Origin of the sequence: Salipiger pentaromativorans (assembly GCF_024721115.1) — a bacterium.
Classification (GTDB): Bacteria; Pseudomonadota; Alphaproteobacteria; order Rhodobacterales; family Rhodobacteraceae; genus Salipiger; species Salipiger pentaromativorans.
Genome location: NZ_JAMDHK010000031.1, coordinates 1 through 18,349 on the forward strand (window position 1 = coordinate 1; position 18,349 = coordinate 18,349).

Sequence of the window (18,349 nt, forward strand, 5' to 3'; positions counted from 1 at the left end):
CGGGCTGCTTGGGCATGATGGGGCTTCCTTCTTCGTCCCGCAAAGTCTATACCAAACCCCTCAGAGCGCGAGGTTTTTCAGACCTTCCTTCGATGCGCTGACGAGGATCGGAAGAAGCGACGACGGGTGAACAGAGCGAACCCGCGGTGTTTGCCTAAACGCCAAACAGCATGTGGACCGCGAAGCGTATGCGGTGCGGTCGTGCAAGCCAAAGAAGCCGTCTTCCATGACAAATCTACGTAGCGGCAGGTCAGTAGTTCACCTGCTCGAACCCGTAGTTGCCGTCATAGTCACGCCAATCGACGAAGACGGATCGGTGATAAATGCCAGGGCAATGCTCGCCCCAACGTTCAAGTCCCACATGGGCCTCGGGCAGGGCAGTTATCGAAGATCGCTGCCATGAGAAATCGCCTTGGGTCCCGTAGGTGCCGAGGACCACGGTCGCGCTTCGGTTACAATCCCCATCGCGCCCGGACTCGTGCTGTCGTGCATACCGTACATCGAAGACGCGGATGGACCGCACGAAATTGAACTCTGGCCCGCTGATATCGATGTCCGCGCGGTCCTGAACGAGCCGCAGGGCGAGGTCGGTGGGAACGAGATTATCTACTGGCAAGGATTGAAGCGGTCGACGGCTGTCGGTTCGGTACAAGGCTTCAAAGATGCCGCCAGCGTTGTTTTGTAACCGATCGTTCTCGTAGGAGGCGCCCATGGGACAGCGCCAGATTTGCAGCGGTGGTTCGACCGGCCAAGGTGTAATCCGCCGGATAAATTCGGCGCGGGCTCGGGCGCAAGGGACGGAAGCAGGCCAGCCGCCAGACAGGCACAAGAGGATCGCGCAATCGATCGGGTATGTCTGCGCGCGGGCGGGTATTGGCAGCGAAGAACCTGTCACGGTCAAAGCGACTGCGACCGAGGGGAGGAGCTTCTTGAGTAAATGGCGCATGCTGTGGAGCCTCCGTGATAGGAGTTCAGCATACATACAATAATATACTATCGCAACGCTAAGTATAAAGTCGCATAATGAAGTTTATGTTAAATTTCGAAGAATTCAGCGCGTAGGGACTTATTATGCAGCCTAAAGTCGACATCAAACTGCATCGGATTGTTTCATCCGAGCAGACAAATGTTGCTGACTACATTTAGATCGTTCCGTTCCTCCATTAATCGTGAAGCATCTGATGTGATGTCAATTTCCAGGCCAGAGTCCTTTTCTTGCAGAATCGCTGGCTACCCGTCACGCGCCCACGCAATTGCGGACTCGGTATCGCTGGATTCGAACCACTGCATCTCGGAGCCCGTCAATAGGTTGACCACCCGTGCGCCCCATTCCATCCATCTGCGTTCTCCGACAACCGCTATGCGACCGAAATCGTTCGCGTGGGCGGTGTCGACCTTCAGATCTTCTAGCATCGCCGAAGGCTCTTCGTAGCCCTCGAAACTTGTAAGGTCGAGAACCAGACCCGGATTATCGGTTGTTCCAAGACGCTCATGAAGCAGCGCGTGCATTTACTTGAATTCTGTCTCCGTCAACTTGCCTTCGCAGACGAGCCCGATGACATCATCACGCTCGGTCAGCGTTTCCTTGAACATTGGTCTTCTCCTTTTCACTTGCGTTGCCGTGACCGTAGAGATCGGCGTTCTGATGAGCGCGATCCTCGTGCTCGAATTCGAGGCTGGAATGGCTGATGCCGAATTCTTCCTTCAGCCGCTCCTTGATCGCGCTCTTGATCTCTTCGATCTTCGACCATCCCTCGGCTGCCACGACGACATGACAGTCGAGCGCAGCCTCGTGCTCTTGCATTTGCCAGAGATGGACGTGGTGGACGTCGGCGACGCCTTCGACTTTCCGCATCGCTTCGACGACGGCCTCGTTGTCGATGTCCGGCGGGCTCCCGAGCATCAGGGTTCGGATTGGGCCGCCTATTTCAGTGAAAGACAGATACAGGATGTAGGTCGCGATGCCGATGGTGATGGCAGGATCGACCCAACGCATGTCGTAAAGGATGATCAGCGACCCAGCGACGATAACCGCGACCGAAGCAAGCGCATCCGAAAGGTTGTGGAGAAAAAGCGCACGGATGTTCACGCTCCCCTTCTGCATCGAATAGGTCAGCATTGCGGTCAGCGTGTCGACCACAAGCGCGATTCCACCGAGAATGACGACGGTCCACCCCATGACTTCGGGTGGATCAATCATGCGCATGCCACCTTCGTAGATCAGATAGAAGCCGATCACGATGAGGGTGGTGTAGTTGATCAGGGCCGCGACGATTTCGACCCGGCCATAGCCGAAGGTCATGCGCTCATCGGCCGGGCGGCGCGCGATCTTGCGTGCGGCAAAGGCAATGACAAGCGAGGCCATATCGGAAAAGTTGTGCAGCGCATCGGCGATCAGTGCCAGGCTGCCCGACAATATGCCCCCGACGATTTGCGCAACGGTAAGAAGCCCGTTCGCCCAGATCGCGATGGCAACCCGCCGATCGCCAGAATCCGGATCGATATGCGCGTGCCCGTGGTCATGTGGCATTGGCAGGCTCCTCATGCGCGTGTGTCGCGCGTCGGTCAGTCTTGAGGCGGTCGCTGCGGAAACCACGAACGCGCGCATTCATCCAGTGGCGTATGATATGACGGTAAAGGGCACCACGCAGCCATCCAAAGGATTGCTCATGGGAAAAATAGAAGGCGTCCGGCGTATCAAACACGCCGAAATCCTGCACGATGCCGGTTTTCTGAATGTAGGTATCTTCTCCGTTCCAGGCGACGGGAGGCGCGCCAAGGCAATCCGTGCCCGCGCCATAACCGCAGAGACTTTCTGTGTCCGAGAATGACGTTTGCAGGACATCGAGGAAAGCGTCATCCAGGATGAAGCCTTCAAGGTTGATCCAGGCACCTTGAAATTCGATCTCGACCCATGAGTGGAGAATTTCCTGCGGAGCAAGCGGATACACCAGCTCAGGGACAACACCGCGCTGCAAGCCTTTGTGGATCGTAAACCCATGCAACCGGCAACGAATGCCGACACCACGCAGCAGCGCCATCAAGAGCGTGCTTTTGGTATTGCACTGCCCATAGCCGTCGGAAAGCACTTCGGATGCGGGGATGTCGTCAGCTCGATTGTATCCGAACGCGATTTCATTCCGAACGAAATCATAGGCAGCTCCGATCCGATCGTATTCGGATAAGCCGCGCCAGCTGCGGTTCTCAATTAGACGCGCAAGAGGCGCGGCATCAAAATCCAGTAGTTTGGTGGGTACAAGTAGGGGGTCGATCATCTGCAACGGGTCGCTCCTCGAATCGTCTTGGAACAAGACTAATTGCTATAGTCACTATAGCTTCAATCCTTTCTTTCAGAAAGAATCTCCCGCAACTATTTGTCCGTGTGAACCGCTTTGTGGTGTTCGCCGTGTGCGTCGCGCAGGATGTCGATACCGCCCCAGGCCGCGATCCCGGCGACGATCACACCGACGACAAGGTCCGGCCAGTTGGTTCCTAGCCAAGCGACGAGGCCACCGGCCACGACGATCCCGAGGTTCGCGGCGAAATCGTTGTAACTGAAGGTGTTGGCCGCGCGGATATTGACGTTTGGATTTTTGAGCTTAGCGAGCAGCCAAACGCAGACTGCGTTGATAGCCGCCGCGATCAGGGCCATTGCAATCATGATCGTCCCGAGCGGATCTGACCCACCGATGTAGCGGCGCCACGCATCGTAGAGGATGCCTGCAGCGAACAGGATCAGCAGCCCGCCGGAAACGTTCGCCGCCCCGCGTTTCCATTTGGCGGATCGGGACAAAGCGAAAAGGCTGATCGCGTAGACGAAGCTGTCGGAGAGGTTATCGAGCCCGTTGGCGATCAGGGCACTTGAGTCGCCGAAGGCGCCTGTTGCGAAAAAAGCCACGGCCAAACCGATATTGAGCGCCAGAACGATCCAAAGCGTCCGTCTCTCCATTGAATCTTGTCTAGCGGCCATTTTGTGGTTCCAGCTTGTGTTGTACGACACATTAACTTCTGCGGCAGATCTGCGTTCCAGCCGGAATGTTGGCTGAATTCCTTCAGGCCCCGATTTCCTCGTGTTCGGTCAAGCATTCCGAATGGTCCCGCAACACCTCAAGCACCTTGCAATCTCCCGTCCGCCCGCCGCTGCATTCGTGAACCATGCGTTTCAGTTCCGTGCGCAGCGCCTTCAGGCGGGCCATGCGCTGCTCCACCTGTTTGAGCTGGCGACGCGCGATGGCATCAGCCTCATCACAGGGCCGGTTGGGATGGTCGCTGAGGTCGAGCAGCTCGCGGATCGCATCGAGCGAGAAACCGAGTTGTCGCGAATGGCGGATGAAGGACAGCCGGTCGAGCTGTGCATTGTCGTAGCGCCTCTGCCCGCCTTCGGTCCTGCCAGGTTCGGGCATGAGCCCAATCTGTTCGTAGTACCGGATGGTCTGCACCTTCGTGCCAGTCTTCTTTGACAGAGTACCGATCGTGAGCATTTTCGCCTCCATGAAAAAGATACAGTTTGTGTAGGTTTTGCCGTCGGAATAAACAAGTGTCGGTTTCACAGACGCGTGAGTTCAAGCTATACCATGATTTCGTGCTTGAACCTCTAGCGGCTAGAGGATGTATCCGCACTTGCAATAAGAATCAAAAACAGGCGAACAGGATTGTCCCTTACATCGGCACAGAAGTTTCTTTGGGTTTTGGCAGGCGTGGCAGCGCTTGCCTTCGTATGGCTCTTGCTATGGTCCGATTATCGTGCCGATAGCGCCCGAACTGACGCCGAGCCGCCTTTTTTCGCTGAGTTCGAACTGACGGACCACCAGGGTATGGTTCAAACCGAGGAGGACTTTGCGGGGCGCTGGATGCTGGTTTTTTTCGGCTTTACCAACTGCCCCGACGTCTGCCCGACGACCCTATCTGAGGTCGCGGCGGTGATGGACGGTCTGGGCGACGATGCCGCCAAGGTCCAGCCGATTTTCATCACCATCGACCCCGAACGGGACACGCCCGCCGCACTCGCCGAATACGTCCCGCTGTTCGATGCGGGCATCATCGGTCTGACCGGCACGCCGGAACAGATCGCCGCCACATCCGAGACGTTTCCGATCTTCTTTGAACGCGTCGAAGAGGCTGCGGCGCCGGATGGTTACACGATGGGCCACACGTCGCATTTGTTCCTCTTCGATCCCGACGCGGGCTTCGCCGACTCGTGGCCCTACGGCACCTCCGCCGAAGAGATACTCGCCGATCTGGAAGAGAGGTTCTGACCGACATGAACCGTATGTCCGGAGAAACAGCCCTCGGGCTGGCGTGGATCATCGCGCTCGTCGCCTCGCTTGCCGTGCTTTTTGTCGGCGAGGTGCTGGGGCAGACGCCCTGTGTGCTGTGCTGGTTCCAGCGCGCCTTCATGTTCCCCTTGGCCATTGTCCTCGGGCTCGGCCTTTGGTGGCGGGACGGCCGCGTGGGGCGCTACGGCATCGCATTGGCGCTTGGCGGCGGCGCAATCGCCCTCTGGCACATGGGGCTGTACGTCGGTCTTGTTCCCGAACGCGTCCAGCCCTGCACGGCCACCGGCCCCTCTTGCACCGATGACAACCAACTGGTCTTCGGCATCCCTATCCCGCTGATGGCGCTCGCCGCCTTCGCGCTGATCGGGGCGCTGTCGGCCCTTTCATTGAAGGACACACGAACATGAATCGACGCGGCCTGATCCTGTCCGTTCTTGCCCTCGGCGCCGCCGGTTTCGGCGGAGCCACCTGGTTTGCAATCCGCCCCGGCCCAGTGGCCGAAGCGGAGCCCGTTGCTCCGGAACTTGCGGAGGCGATGATCCGCCCCTACTCGCCCATCCTCGGGCCTGCGGATGCGCCCGTCACGATCGTCGAATTCTTCGATCCGGCCTGCGAGGCCTGTCGCGCCTTTCATCCCATCGTGAAGGACATCATGGCCGAGCATGGGGAAGCTGTCCGCGTCGTGATCCGCTACACGCCCTTCCACGGCGCGGCATCCGAGGAAGCCATCCGCGTGCTCGAAGCGGCGCGCATGCAGGACGTTTACGTGCCGGTGCTCGAGGCCGTTCTGCGGGAACAGCCGAGATGGGCGTCGCACGGTGCCCCGGCGCCTGGCCTGATCCTTCAGATCGCCGCCACGGCCGGACTCGATGCCGAAGCCGCGCGCACGCAAATGCTGGCACCCGGTGTCGTGGCGATCCTTAACCAGGATCGTGCTGACGTCGAGGCCGTGGGAATTCGCCAGACGCCCACATTCTTTGTGAACGGCAAGCCGCTCGATCCATTCGGGGAGGCAGAGTTGCGTCGTCTGGTGGCCGCCGAAGTCGCTGCCGCGCAAAGCTGAATGGAAAGGGCAGGATCAGAACGATGAAAAAGTATATTTTGACTGGCACACTGGCCGCGCTTTTGACCCTTGGAGGGCTCTCGGTGCCCGCGCTGGCCGGACCCGAGGATGTTGTCGTCGAGAACGCGTGGTCCCGCGCCTCCATCGGGATGAACCGTCCCGGGGCCGCTTACATGACGATCCGCAACACTGGCGACGAGCCGGTGACGCTGATCGGCCTTACAACACCGCTCGCGATGATGCCCGAAATCCACGAGACGAAGACCAATGCCGAAGGTGTGAGCTCCATGAGCCCGGCGGGGGAGATCGCGATCGCCCCGGGCGAGAGCGTCGCGCTCGAACCGGGGGGCCTGCACGCAATGCTGATGCGGCTACAAGAACCGATGACGGAAGGGGACACCTTTCCGCTGACCCTGCTTTTCGACGACGGAGGCGAAGTGACGGTCAAGGTGCCGATCCTCGGAATCGCCGCGCGGGGGCCAGAGGACTGATGCGGCGACGGGCGGTCCTGGGGTACGGCGCGGCTGGTGTCGGGGCGGTCGCCCTGATGCTCTTCGTCGGTTGGTGGCAGGTCGATGGACCCGGTGGACCCGAACCTGTCGGGCAGCGGCCTGTGGCCCTGACCGAGATGGATTTCCGTCTGACGGATCATGAGGGCAACGCGGTCGGGCCGGAAACCCTGATCGGTCGCCCGACGATGGCGTTCTTCGGCTTCACCTACTGTCCCGATGTCTGCCCGACCACGCTTTCTGACATTTCGGGATGGCTCGACGATCTGGGAGACGAGGCCGACGAGATGAACGTGGTTTTCATCACGGTCGATCCCGAGCGCGACACTGTCGAAACGATGGCCGAATATGTCGGCTACTTCCATCCGGCGATCCGCGGCTGGACGGGACCGGAAGAGCAGATAGCGCGCGTCGCGGACGGCTTCCGCGCCACCTACGAGCGAGTACCGGCGGAGAGCGGCGATTACACGATGAACCACACCGCGAGCGTCTTCCTGTTCGCAGCCTCTGGGCGATTCGTCACCATGATCGACTATCACGAGCCCAAAGAATTCGCGGTGCCGAAGATCCGCCGCGCGCTGGAAGAAGAAATGGAGGGGGCGACATGAGGCTCAGAACTTTGGCGGCTTGTGTCGCAATTGCGGGGACGGTTTCGGGAGCGGCTATCGCCATCTCTGATTCCATGTCGAAAGAACCCGTGCCGCCGGAACTTGCCCAGGCAGGTAGCTGGATGCCCCAAGGTCCTGAAGCCCCCCAGAACGTTGACATCCCCGTGACGCTGCCCGCGGCGGCATGGGCAGACGATGCACCCGACCTCAGCCCGCTGCCCCTTCTGCAGGCCGCGTTTGCCGACAGGCCGGTGCAAGCGATCGAGCCACCCCTGTCGACGTGGTCGCGCGACATTGCTCCGGGCGAAACGCTCGATTTCTTGCTGTCAGAGGCCGGTCTTGCGGCACCTGACAGAGCCGAAGTTGCCCTCGCGCTTGGTGCGGAATACGATCTGCGACGGCTGCGGCCGGGGCACTCGGTCACTGTCGCTTCGACCGTGGACGGCAGCCCCCGCACCGTCTCACTCGCCGTCGAGGACGGGGTTCGGATCGAGGTGGTTTTCGGCGAGCAGATGTCCACGCAGGTCGTGGCTCCGGATCCGGAAATCGTAACTCTTGCCGGCGAAGCCATGATCGACAGCTCGATCTTCGCGGCACTCGACGAAGCCGGCATACCCGCCCGTTTTTCCGTGGACCTTGCGCAGATGCTGGGTGGGACCGTGGATTTCCGCCGCGAGATGGCCGGTGGCGAAACACTAAGGCTTCTCTGGCGTGAGGCGCGGGTCGGAGAGGACAGGATCGGACAGCCCGAACTCGCCTTCGCCGCACTGGAGATCGGCGGTTCGCTTTACGAGATCGTATGGCCGGACGACGGCAGCGGTCAGGCGACGATCTACGTCGATGGCGAGGTGCTGCGCGTCTTCGCACAGCCGGTAGAGGGTGCGCGCCTCAGCTCGGTGTTCGGACGCCGCACGCATCCGGTCTTTGGCAACGTCCGGATGCACACCGGCGTCGATTTTGCAGCGGCACGTGGGACACCGGTTCAAGCGACGGCACCGGGGCGGGTCAATTTCATCGGCTGGCGCGGCGGATATGGTCGCGTGGTCGAAATCTTGCACGGCTCCGACACCATGACGCGCTACGCGCATCTGAGCGCCGTGCCGGAAGACTTGGCACAAGGCCAACGCGTTGCGGCGGGAGACGTGATCGGCCGCGTCGGCGCGACTGGCACGGCGACAGGTCCGAACCTGCACTATGAGGTGCTCGTGGATGGGCGCCCGACTGACCCCCTCTCTGACGACCGGCTCGCCGAAGCGGCCGAGAGCGATGCGGATGATACCGCCGCGCTCTCGCGTCTGGCCGAGGCGCGGGCGCTTCTGAATGAAAACCTCGGCAGCGAGATTGCCAAAACGACAACCGAAAGGCTCTGACCCATGAAACGCATGACACAAGTTCTTGCCATCACGCTCGCCCTGTTCCCAGCGGCCCAGGCCCTCGCAGAGGCAACGGCGATCGACGTCCGCAAGACCAACGGATGCGGCTGCTGCCTCTCGTGGATGAAACATCTCGAAGAGAACGGGTTTGTGCCGACCGGCCAGGACATGTTCGGCGGGCTTCTCGTGCGCTTCAAGCTAGACAACGGCGTGCCGCAGCGCATGGTCTCCTGCCACACCGCGCTCATTGACGGCTACGTGATCGAGGGCCATGTACCGGCCGCTGACATCCGCCGCCTTCTCGAGGAGCGCCCGGACGCCGTCGGCCTCGCTGTTCCGGGGATGCCCTATGGCTCGCCCGGCATGGGGCCAGAAGACGACCGCGAGGCCTATGATGTCTTCCTCATCCGCAAGGACGGGTCGACGGAAGTCTTTTCGAGCTACGCCGAAGGATAATCTGGCCCGCCCATGGAAAATCTGTCTCCGATAATGCTCGGCTTTCTCGGAAGTCTTGCCGCCGGATCGCTCACAGCAGTCGGAGCAGTTCCCGTGCTGTTCGGGCGCATCCCGTCTCGGGCCACACGCGATCTGTCGCTCGGCTTCGCTGCCGGTGTGATGCTCGCCGCTTCTTTCTTTTCGCTGATCATCCCGGCATTGGATGCGGCGGAGCCGATGTTCGAAAACGGCGCGATGCCTGCGGCCATCGTATGCGTTTCGATTCTTCTGGGCATGGGGGCTGTCGCCCTGATGAACGAAAAGCTGCCGCACGAGCACTTCAAGACGGGACGCGAAGGGCCCGAAGCGGCGTCTTTGCGGCGGGTCTGGCTGTTCATCATCGCAATCACGATCCACAACTTCCCCGAAGGCCTTGCGGTTGGGGTCGGCTTCGGATCCGGAGGTATGGAGGGCGGTCTGCCGCTCGCCATCGGCATCGGGCTTCAGAATGCGCCCGAAGGATTGGCCGTCGCTGTATCTCTGCTGGGCGAGGGATATCCGAAGCTGCGCGCCTGGGGCATCGCGGCGCTGACGGGCATGATCGAGCCGATTGGCGGTTTGCTCGGGGCCGGCATCATCACACTGTCGGAACCGCTGCTTCCATGGGGTCTGGCCTTTGCCGCGGGCGCAATGCTCTACGTCATTAGCCACGAAATCATCCCCGAAACCCATCGCAGCGGCCATCAGAACAGGGCGACGCTCGGTCTCGCAGTCGGGCTCGTTCTGATGCTGTTCCTTGATGTCTGGTTGGGATGAGGCAATGTCACTAAACAAGGTATCTCCGATGATCGGCGTCTTCGCAGCACTTGCTGCGTTCGCGATCGATCAGATCACCAAAGCCATTGTCGTTGCGAATGCCGTCACTTTAAGCGCCGGAATTCCCGTGTTTCCGGGATTCAACCTCGTCTTTTATCGTAATGACGGCGTGACTTTCGGGATGTTGGGCGGCGCGCCGTGGTGGAGCCTCATCGCTTTCGCTCTTGCCATCTGTGTTTGGCTGGGGGTTATGCTGTTTCGCGCCGACAATGCGGTGGAAACGCTTGCCTACGGTGCGATCATTGGCGGAGCCCTGGGCAATGTCATCGATCGTGTGCGGTATCGGGCTGTAACAGACTTTCTCGATTTCTACATTGGCACAACACATTGGCCTGCCTTCAACTTGGCCGATGTATTTGTCGTCAGTGGCGTGGGGCTCTTGCTCGCCGCGCCATGGATCAGCGCGCGGCGTTCGATCAAGTCGTGAAGCCGGAAATTCTGAACCGCATCGCTCTGCGCCACCGTTTGCTTTCGCGGATGACGCTTGGTTTCGCCGCCGGGGCGATGACCGTTCTGACTTTCCCGCCTCTTTCGATTCTCCTGCTCGTTCCCGTTGCCTATTCCGCGTTGTTTGTCGGGCTTCGCGATCTCTCCTTCGGGCGCGCTTTCCTCGTCGGCTGGGCGTTTGGTCTCGGCCAGTTCGGTTTCGGGATTTGGTGGATCGCGGAAAGTTTCTACGTCGAGGCCGAGCGGTTTGGGACGATGGCGATTCCGGCGGTCGCGGGATTGTCCGCAGGTCTCGCGATTTTCCCAGCCATTGCCGCTGCGCTTTTTGCCGAAATCGCGCGGCGCGGAGCCATGGGCAGTCTCTTGGCCTGCCTCCTGTTCGCGACCTCCTGGACCGTGGCCGAGTGGTTGCGTGGTCACGTTCTGACAGGGTTTCCCTGGAACCTGGCCGGTTACGCACTTGTAGACTACGCCGCCCTTCGCCAGACCGCCGCCTGGGTCGGAAGCTATGGGCTAAGCTTTCTCACCGTGTTCGTCGCGGTACTCCCTGGCGCGGCTGCTATGGCGTCCGGGCGGCAACGATTGACCATCTCGCTCATGGCGCTGGCCGGAATCGCGACGATGTGGGCTGTCGGCACGCTGCGCCTCCAGTCGGATGCACAACAGCCACCCGGTGTCGACCTGCGCATCGTCCAGGGCAACATTCCACAAGAGGAGAAATGGGCTCCCGAGAACCGCGAGGCGACCTTCGCGCGCTATCTTGAGCTTTCAACCCGGCCCGGCGATTTCGACGTGCTTCTCTGGCCGGAAACCGCCTTTCCGGGTTTCCTCGATGAGGATACGGAGGCACGGGCCCGCATTGCCGCAGCGCTACCAGACGGCAGAGTGCTGCTTACCGGTGTGCCGGACCGTGTACCGAGCGAGGATGGCACCCGATATTTCAACACGGTCCAGGCATTTGACGAGACCGGCGAGATCCTGACCGGATACGCGAAACACCATCTCGTGCCCTTCGGCGAATATGTGCCATTCCGCGGCTGGTTGCCCATCGAGCGGCTCACGGCGGGTCTGGGCGATTTTACGCCCGGACCGGGCCCGAGAACGCTTGCGCTTCCGGGTGTGCCGCTGGTCGCCGTGGCGATCTGCTATGAGATCATCTTCCCAGGGCATGTGGTCGACGACCTGTTCCGGCCGGACTGGATTTTCAACGCGACAAACGATGCCTGGTTTGGCACCAGCATCGGACCCGAGCAGCATCTGGCTTCCGCACGTATGCGCGCCGTAGAGGAAGGCCTTCCAGTCATCCGAGCCGCGAATACGGGCATCTCTGCGGTCATCGACGCGAGCGGAGAGATCGTTGCGCGGCTCGATACCGGCGAAACGGGCATCATCGACGCTAGCCTGCCCTCCGCGCGACCGCCGACACTCTACGCGAGCTTCGGGGACTGGATGCTGTTGGCGCTCATCTTGGCTTCGTGGAGCTGGGCAATGGCGCCAATGCGACGGCTCACTACCGCCGCATGAGAAAGACCGTCATGCAAAGATGTGGATAGGTGTCCCGTCCTTCACCATTGCATAGATGTCCTCGATCTCCCGATCCGTGACCGCGATGCAGCCAGCTGTCCAGTCGCGGACATTTGTCGGGTCGATGCCGGGGCGTGGGCCACCATGGATGAAGATGTCGCCGCCGGGGGAAAGGCCCTGCGCTTCGGCAAAGGCGATGTCGGCCTCGTTCGGATAAGAGATGCCAATCGAAAGATGGTAGGTGCTGTTGGGGTTTCGCCTGTCGATTGTGTAAACTCCTTCCGGAGTCCGGCCATCCCCCTCGAATTGTTTGTGACCCTCAGGAGCGAAACCCAGCCCGACCGGATAGGTTTGCAAGACGCGATCGGCTCCGTCGAGAACAAGCAAGCGCTGTCCCTTGTAAAGCCGAACACGGGTGACTTCGGGTCCGTCATAGCTGCGGAACTTGCTGGCACACCCGGACAGAAACGCTACCAGCCCGCCCAACAGGACGGCGCGGCGGGGAAATCGGATGGTTTTCACTGCTCGATGCCTCTTTCGTGAGGTCTGTTATGGACATTACGTTACCTTGCAAATGCTGCGTGATCAATGTCCGTGGGCAAGCGCGGCCTTTGCCATCTGTGGGCCAACCTGCTCACCGCCGGACGGCGGCGCCTTGGCCTCTTGGCTGTTCAGCAGGCGCAGGGCATTGGCCACCACCAGCAATGACACTCCTACGTCGGCTGCAATCGCGCCCCACATCGATGCCAGTCCGAACGCGGTAGCGACAACGAAAACGCCCTTGGTCGCCAAGGAAATACCGATGTTCTGATGAATGATCGACATTGTCCGGCGCGAATGACCGATCAGCCAAGGCACCTTGCCGAGATCGTCGGTCATCAGGGCTATATCCGCCGTCTCGATTGCCGCGTCCGAACCAACGGCACCCATTGCGATGGCGTAATGCGCGCGCGCCATGGCCGGGGCGTCGTTGACCCCGTCGCCGATCATGGCCACCATGTCATGCGTTTCGACCAGTTCTTCGATGGCAGTCACCTTGTCTTCGGGCAGAAGCTCGGCACGGACCTCGTCGATGCCGACCTCGGCTGCAACAGCGCGCGCTGTCCGCTCGTTATCACCGGTCAGCATGACGATGGTCTTCACACCCTGCGCGTGAAGCTGCGCCACGATGCCTTTGGCATCCGGGCGGATACGGTCGCGCAATTCCAAGATGCCGGTGACACCGGTGTCGTCGCCCACGGCAACAAGGGTGCTGCCAGCCCCTTCGATGCGGTCGCGCAAATCCTTCGGAATGGCGTCGCCGAAACCCTTCTCCTCGGCAAACCGGTCCGACCCCAGCCAGATCGACCGGCCGTCTGTGCGTCCTTCAAGTCCCCTGCCCGGAACGGTTCGGGTATCTTCCGCGGCGGATACCTTGATGCCGTCGGCTTCTGCCCGCGCAAGAATGGCGCGCGCCAAGGGATGCGAGGAACGTGCCTCCAGCCCAGCGGCGAGGGTCATCAGATCTTGCGCCGATGCTTTGCCCAGCGGATGCACCGCCGCCACCTCGGGCTCGCCCATGGTGATCGTGCCGGTCTTGTCCATGGCCAGTGCAGTGGTCTTGCCCGGTGCCTCAACATATGCACCGCCCTTGATCAGCACCCCGGCCCGCGCTGAGGCGGTGAGTGCAGCGACGATGGAGACCGGTGTCGAGATGACCAGAGCGCATGGGCAAGCGATCACCAGCAGCACGAGTGCATTGTAGAACCAATAATCCCAGGCCCCCCCGAAAATGAGCGGCGGCAGCAGGGCAATTGCAATGGCGAGAGCCATGACGATAGGCGTATAGATGCGGGCGAATTTCGCCACCCACTGCTCCACCGGCGCGCGGCGGGCATGGGCGTCGCCGACCATGCGGATAATCTTGGCCAACACGGTGTCCGAGGCGGCCTTCGTGGCGCGCACCGTCAGTGTGCCTTCGCCGTTGATCGTACCGGCATAGACTTCGTCGCCCCGTTCCTTTGGGACCAGCGCACTCTCTCCGGTGATCGGCGCCTGATCGACGGCCCCTGCCCCATCGACAACCTCACCATCCAATGGGATGCGGTCTCCGCCGCGCACGATGAAACGTGCGTTGATAGCAACCGCAGAAGCCGGAACGTCCGCTTCCGAGCCGTCATCATGAAGAACTCTTGCCGTCGGCGGCGCGAGGTCGAGCAGAGCTGAAACCGCATTCCTCGCACGCCCGACGCTCCAGCTTTCGAGGTAGAGCGAGAGCGAAAAGAAGAACGCGACTGTCGCCGCCTCGAAAAATTCGCCAAGCCCGATGGCACCGGCCACGGCGACCACCATGAGCAGGTTCATGTCGGGCGACAGCCGCCGAGCGGACGACCATGCCTTGGGTGCCACGAGCCAGACACCGAACAGGATCGCAACCGCGAACAGCCCTGCCTCGACCAGTGGCATCGGCGCTTCGCCGTGACCCGCGAAGAGGCCGAGCGCCCCGCCCATGCCGGTCTCGATGATGTGCCACAGAAATCCCGCGGCCCAGAAGCCTCCACTGAGCGCCGTAAACAGCCGCTGTCTTGCAAGATGGGCCGCCTGGTCGACCGACGCGTTCTCGGCATCCCAAGGCTTGGCGGTCATGCCGGTGCTTGCGACCAGTTCTGCAATTTCGCCGTCCGATAAACTCTTGGCGCTGTCGAGAATAGTCATCCGCCCATTGATCACGTCGAACGCGAGATGCTCGGCCCCGCCGATCTTCGGGCCGACCACCTTGTTCAGGATTGCTACCTCCTCGGCGCAATCGAGGCCGGACACCTGAAAACTGCGCCCGCCCGCTGGCGCGGGGGTCGCCGGAACGATGTCGCCGCACGTTCCGGCGCTCCCGCAGCAGCTGCCGCCGCTTGTCTGGGCATCTTCGGCGTGATCGTGGTCGTGACGATGGGTGTCGGGCGGCATGAATGGACCTCTGGATTCGGGTGCTTTACCATGACATAGCCCCTACAGTAGCTAGAGCTTCAAGAGCAAAATACGGTGGTATTTCAGTTTGTTTTATTGCTAGAGGATGCGGCGACCGGCTCCATCACGCCTTGAGGCATGAAAAGCCGATGCAAAGAAAAACAGACACGAAAGGAAGCTTGATGCGGGTTTTGATGCTGAAGCAAAAAATAATTGTTGCAGTGGCGCTGTCTCTTACGGCCGGGTGCGCAATCCAGCCGACTGGACCGGGCGACTCGGCAGACCGGCGGGGCAAAGTTCCCGAAGCCGTGATTGCAATGGCTGCCCCGGATCAGGATGTTGCAACCGCGCGCTTGGTGCCCGAGGACGGGTGCTACTGGTACAAACACAGCGGCCCCGTAGAAACAACCTTGCTGCCGCTGCGCACGGCGAACGGCAATCGTATCTGCACCCCTCGCGAAACTTAATTGCGTTTGCCGTCCGCTGCTTGGCTTAGCTGCGGGCAGTCACGCTGTCCTCCGCCGAGTAAAGATAGGCGGTAGAGCCGGTCTCGACGTTCGGGTAAAGATCATTGATATGAGCCATGACCATCCGTACGCAGCCCGAACTTGCGCGGCCACCGATACTCCGTGGGCTCGGAGTGCCATGGATGCGCAAAAGGGTATCGCGATCCCCGACGTAGAGATACAGCGCCCTCGATCCAAGCGCGTTTTCCGGTCCCGGTTCCATGCCATCGGCAATGTCAGCATAAAGTTCGGGGTCGCGATTGATCATGCTCTGTGTCGGTTGCCAGTGCGGCCACCTGACCTTGCGCTTGATGGTATAGACACCCGGCTCGTAGAGGTTCCCCCGCGCGATGGCCACGCCGTAGCGCATCGCGGTTCCACCCTCTTCAATGTGGTAAAGATATCGTGCGACCGCGTCGACATGGATATCTCCCGGCACGAGACCGGCCTTCGCGACCACACGTTGCGGTAGGAACCGCGGGTGCAATCCCCATGGGTTGGAAGTCTCGGCAACATAACCCTGAGGCGTCACCTGTGCGTCCCATTCAGCCTTCTGAGCCTCGGTGGGCCAAGTGTCGGCAAAAGCCATACCGGGACCGGTCACCGAAAAAAGCGCCGTTGTTGTCTGAATGAAGTGTCGTCTTGTCAGCATTTCGTACCCTTTCGGTTCTCACCGGCGATTGATGGCAAGAACGGTATGTGTTCTCCTTGAACAGATAGGACTTCTAGTGGCTAGAGGTTCAAGGGCAAATTTTCGTAAGTAGACATGCGATCCTTGCAGTTTCCAGTTTGCTAGGGAGGAGAAAACTGCTCGCACAATACCTGGTCCGAAGTTGCGCAGCGACAATTCGTTAAGTCGCAGATTGTCTGGAAATTTAGGCACAGCGGCTTCGATATCGCGACCATGAGATCGGGAACGTCACGGCACAGGGAACTTGCGCCACTCGCAAATGCTACGATGCCATCTCTGGCTCCGGCTCTCATTCCGTTATTTCGCCCCGTTACAACCTTCACCCACTGGAGCTTCAAGCGATCAATTGTCACAAAAACGTGAGACGAATGGCTAACGAACGCTTTGGGCTGGAAAAGCCTTGTCGCATTCGAACGGAAAGTGGCTTAAACGATCATCTGGGGCGGCACTAAAGCGTGCCAGGTCAAGCCGGTGTCAGCCTCGACAAATGACCTATATTAGGTCAGCTTTCCACATGCGATACCTCCCGTTCCCCGTCACCTCGCGGATCAAACCGCTTGCCTCCATCCATGCGAGATTGCGCTGAACGGCGGCGCGGCTGGCTCCGGTCATGGCCTCAGCCATCGGGGCGGAGACCAAGGGCCATTCCGTGAAAACCTTTCGCAAGGCAACCGGCGTGCGGCCAGATAATTGCGCCATGACGTTTTCTGCCCGCCCGATCCACACTTCAATATCATCAAGTGTTCGCATCGCCGTTAGAATTGCGCTGTTCATCCCATCCAACCAGCGGGCCAAACGCTCGGGTGGCAAGCCCGAAACGCGCAGCCCCCCGGCCCCGGCCATAGCGAGCGGCGCGAAGATGGCACCGCTTCCATCGCTGGTCGCGATCCTAGACGCGGTGACGGCAGCTTCGATCTGGTCGCCGTGGCGTCCGAGGCCCGCCAAGCTCCACAGGTGATACCCCATGCACGCCCGCGTGATCGGGTGGAGACCCTTTGCGGCTGCCATGACGTCCAGCCACCCACCCGCGCGATCCTCGAAACGCTCAGCGCTGTCTTCAATGTTCTCGGGGTCGCGGCGATCCAGAAAAGCGGCCAGGTCAGCCATCGGTCCGGGACCGCCTGTCAAGCGCCGAACAGCCCATCCAACGCGTGCCAAGGCATTTGGGTCATCCTGTGCACCTGACAGCCGCATGGATACCCAGAGCGCCAGACGATCAGTACTCACCCGATCTCCTGCGACCCAGCTGAGGGCCGCTGCCTCGACAAGAGCGAGGCGATGCCGCCAGCCTTCCGGGCCGCGCAGCAGCCGGTCATCCAGAGCTCCCAGGCGTCCAGCCACCTTTGCTAGCCGCGCAGCGTGAACGCCTTCTGCCTTTGCCCAGTCTTCGATGACGGCAGTGTCCGGCGGTTCTGCACGCGGCCCGGGAGGCAAATCATCTGGTTCTTCTTCGAATGGTCCCGGCAGAAACCAGAGATCCTTTTCGTGAGCCTCTGCATCCTCCTCGGTAGTGATGAGGGGGTCGTCGTAACCATCAGTCAAAATAGAGGCTCTCGTATTCATATGTGCAAAATACTTATTTTTTGCACATTACCCAAGTGATTTTGTGGCGGTTGCCTACGCCCTTTATATAGCACGCTCGCGCGACTGCCGGCGGAACCTCTCAGATCGCGCTCAGCGCTAGGGAACCAAGGGTCTTAGGATGAACGCGACGAGAGAGCACCTACTTGCATTCGTTTACAAACGGTCGTTTATTAGCGATATCTTAAATTGCAAACGGCTCTTTTCCATGCCCCTGATAGGCTATGCGCGCGTATCCACAGAGGATCAAACCCCCCTGCCCCAGTCCGAGGCCCTTCAATCTGCGGGTTGCGCAGAGATCTTTGAAGAGCACGCCTCAGGTGGCAATCGGGCGCGGCCGGTGCTTGCACGTGTGCTGGAGCGGATTGGCAAGGGCGACACGCTGGTCGTCGTGCGGATCGACCGGCTTGCGCGGTCTCTGTCGCACTTGCTTGAGGTGATCGAAAGACTGGAGGGCAAGGGGGCGTTCTTCCGCTCGCTCCAGGACCCGATCGACACTGCCTCGCCCCAGGGCAAGTTC

Annotated in this window: 22 protein-coding genes; 12 read left to right on the top strand and 10 right to left on the bottom strand. The window is 60.6% G+C overall.

Annotated features, from left to right (window positions below):
* Positions 1-250: 250 nt before the first annotated feature.
* From M4578_RS25120 to M4578_RS25145, 6 genes are all read right to left on the bottom strand, one after another.
* On the bottom strand, positions 251-946 hold the full coding sequence (locus tag M4578_RS25120) for a hypothetical protein (protein ID WP_173674657.1): 696 nt from the start codon (positions 944-946) through the stop codon (positions 251-253).
* A gap of 284 nt (positions 947-1,230) precedes the next feature.
* Positions 1,231-1,509 (bottom strand): SpoIIAA family protein, encoded by a 279-nt coding sequence (locus M4578_RS25125; protein ID WP_234988885.1) that lies wholly within the window; start codon positions 1,507-1,509, stop codon positions 1,231-1,233.
* Positions 1,510-1,564: 55 nt separating this feature from the next.
* A complete protein-coding gene (locus M4578_RS25130; RefSeq protein ID WP_010138164.1) occupies positions 1,565-2,530 on the bottom strand; it encodes a cation diffusion facilitator family transporter in 966 nt (321 codons plus the stop codon).
* Complete coding sequence (locus M4578_RS25135) at positions 2,520-3,275, bottom strand: transglutaminase-like domain-containing protein (protein ID WP_026155634.1); 756 nt, start codon at positions 3,273-3,275, stop codon at positions 2,520-2,522. The genes M4578_RS25130 and M4578_RS25135 overlap by 11 nt, the downstream gene beginning before the upstream one ends.
* Positions 3,276-3,370: 95 nt before the next feature.
* Positions 3,371-3,949 carry a cation efflux transmembrane domain-containing protein gene (locus M4578_RS25140; RefSeq protein ID WP_009573601.1) on the bottom strand — a complete coding sequence of 193 codons (579 nt, stop codon included), beginning with the start codon at positions 3,947-3,949 and terminating at the stop codon, positions 3,371-3,373.
* Between the two features lie 103 nt (positions 3,950-4,052).
* Complete coding sequence (locus M4578_RS25145) at positions 4,053-4,481, bottom strand: MerR family transcriptional regulator (RefSeq protein WP_013959865.1); 429 nt, start codon at positions 4,479-4,481, stop codon at positions 4,053-4,055.
* Between the two features lie 171 nt (positions 4,482-4,652).
* Here M4578_RS25145 and M4578_RS25150 point away from each other — a divergent pair, with 171 nt between their 5' ends.
* The 10 genes from M4578_RS25150 to lnt are packed head-to-tail and all read left to right on the top strand — an operon-like array spanning position 4,653 to position 12,111.
* A complete protein-coding gene (locus M4578_RS25150) occupies positions 4,653-5,255 on the top strand; it encodes an SCO family protein (RefSeq protein WP_018001723.1) in 603 nt (200 codons plus the stop codon).
* Positions 5,256-5,260: 5 nt separating this feature from the next.
* The gene (locus M4578_RS25155) at positions 5,261-5,683 is read left to right on the top strand and encodes a disulfide bond formation protein B (protein WP_018001722.1); all 423 of its coding nucleotides are present in this window, start codon (positions 5,261-5,263) and stop codon (positions 5,681-5,683) included.
* Entirely contained in the window at positions 5,680-6,339 is a 660-nt protein-coding gene (locus tag M4578_RS25160) for a DsbA family protein (RefSeq protein WP_018001721.1), read from the top strand. Before M4578_RS25155 ends, M4578_RS25160 begins: the two co-directional genes overlap by 4 nt.
* A 23-nt stretch (positions 6,340-6,362) precedes the next feature.
* Positions 6,363-6,830, top strand: a complete 468-nt coding sequence (locus tag M4578_RS25165) for a copper chaperone PCu(A)C (protein WP_018001720.1) — start codon at positions 6,363-6,365, stop codon at positions 6,828-6,830.
* Complete coding sequence (locus M4578_RS25170; protein WP_026155632.1) at positions 6,830-7,456, top strand: SCO family protein; 627 nt, start codon at positions 6,830-6,832, stop codon at positions 7,454-7,456. The genes M4578_RS25165 and M4578_RS25170 overlap by 1 nt, the downstream gene beginning before the upstream one ends.
* The gene (locus M4578_RS25175; RefSeq protein WP_026155631.1) at positions 7,453-8,826 is read left to right on the top strand and encodes a M23 family metallopeptidase; all 1,374 of its coding nucleotides are present in this window, start codon (positions 7,453-7,455) and stop codon (positions 8,824-8,826) included. The genes M4578_RS25170 and M4578_RS25175 overlap by 4 nt, the downstream gene beginning before the upstream one ends.
* 3 nt (positions 8,827-8,829) lie before the next feature.
* On the top strand, positions 8,830-9,285 hold the full coding sequence (locus M4578_RS25180; RefSeq protein ID WP_018001717.1) for a DUF411 domain-containing protein: 456 nt from the start codon (positions 8,830-8,832) through the stop codon (positions 9,283-9,285).
* A 12-nt stretch (positions 9,286-9,297) separates the two neighbouring features.
* Entirely contained in the window at positions 9,298-10,080 is a 783-nt protein-coding gene (locus M4578_RS25185) for a ZIP family metal transporter (protein WP_026155630.1), read from the top strand.
* A gap of 28 nt (positions 10,081-10,108) precedes the next feature.
* Positions 10,109-10,567, top strand: a complete 459-nt coding sequence (gene lspA, locus M4578_RS25190) for a signal peptidase II (RefSeq protein WP_018001715.1) — start codon at positions 10,109-10,111, stop codon at positions 10,565-10,567.
* Entirely contained in the window at positions 10,534-12,111 is a 1,578-nt protein-coding gene (gene lnt, locus M4578_RS25195) for an apolipoprotein N-acyltransferase (protein ID WP_018001714.1), read from the top strand. The genes lspA and lnt overlap by 34 nt, the downstream gene beginning before the upstream one ends.
* 9 nt (positions 12,112-12,120) lie before the next feature.
* Here lnt and M4578_RS25200 read toward each other — a convergent pair whose 3' ends face one another.
* Positions 12,121-12,633 carry a L,D-transpeptidase family protein gene (locus M4578_RS25200; protein WP_018001713.1) on the bottom strand — a complete coding sequence of 171 codons (513 nt, stop codon included), beginning with the start codon at positions 12,631-12,633 and terminating at the stop codon, positions 12,121-12,123.
* A 63-nt stretch (positions 12,634-12,696) separates the two neighbouring features.
* The gene (locus M4578_RS25205) at positions 12,697-15,051 is read right to left on the bottom strand and encodes a heavy metal translocating P-type ATPase (protein WP_018001712.1); all 2,355 of its coding nucleotides are present in this window, start codon (positions 15,049-15,051) and stop codon (positions 12,697-12,699) included.
* A gap of 182 nt (positions 15,052-15,233) precedes the next feature.
* Between M4578_RS25205 and M4578_RS25210 the strand changes: the two genes are divergently transcribed.
* Entirely contained in the window at positions 15,234-15,518 is a 285-nt protein-coding gene (locus M4578_RS25210; RefSeq protein ID WP_038068706.1) for a hypothetical protein, read from the top strand.
* A gap of 25 nt (positions 15,519-15,543) precedes the next feature.
* Here M4578_RS25210 and M4578_RS25215 read toward each other — a convergent pair whose 3' ends face one another.
* Positions 15,544-16,209, bottom strand: coding sequence for a L,D-transpeptidase (locus tag M4578_RS25215; protein ID WP_026155629.1), 666 nt, complete (start codon positions 16,207-16,209; stop codon positions 15,544-15,546).
* A 531-nt stretch (positions 16,210-16,740) separates the two neighbouring features.
* On the bottom strand, positions 16,741-17,811 hold the full coding sequence (locus M4578_RS25225) for a hypothetical protein (RefSeq protein WP_038068700.1): 1,071 nt from the start codon (positions 17,809-17,811) through the stop codon (positions 16,741-16,743).
* A 226-nt stretch (positions 17,812-18,037) separates the two neighbouring features.
* On the opposite strand from M4578_RS25225, the gene M4578_RS25230 reads away from it, so the two are divergent.
* On the top strand, positions 18,038-18,349 hold a 312-nt coding region (locus M4578_RS25230), incomplete at its 3' end, for a recombinase family protein (protein WP_258095875.1).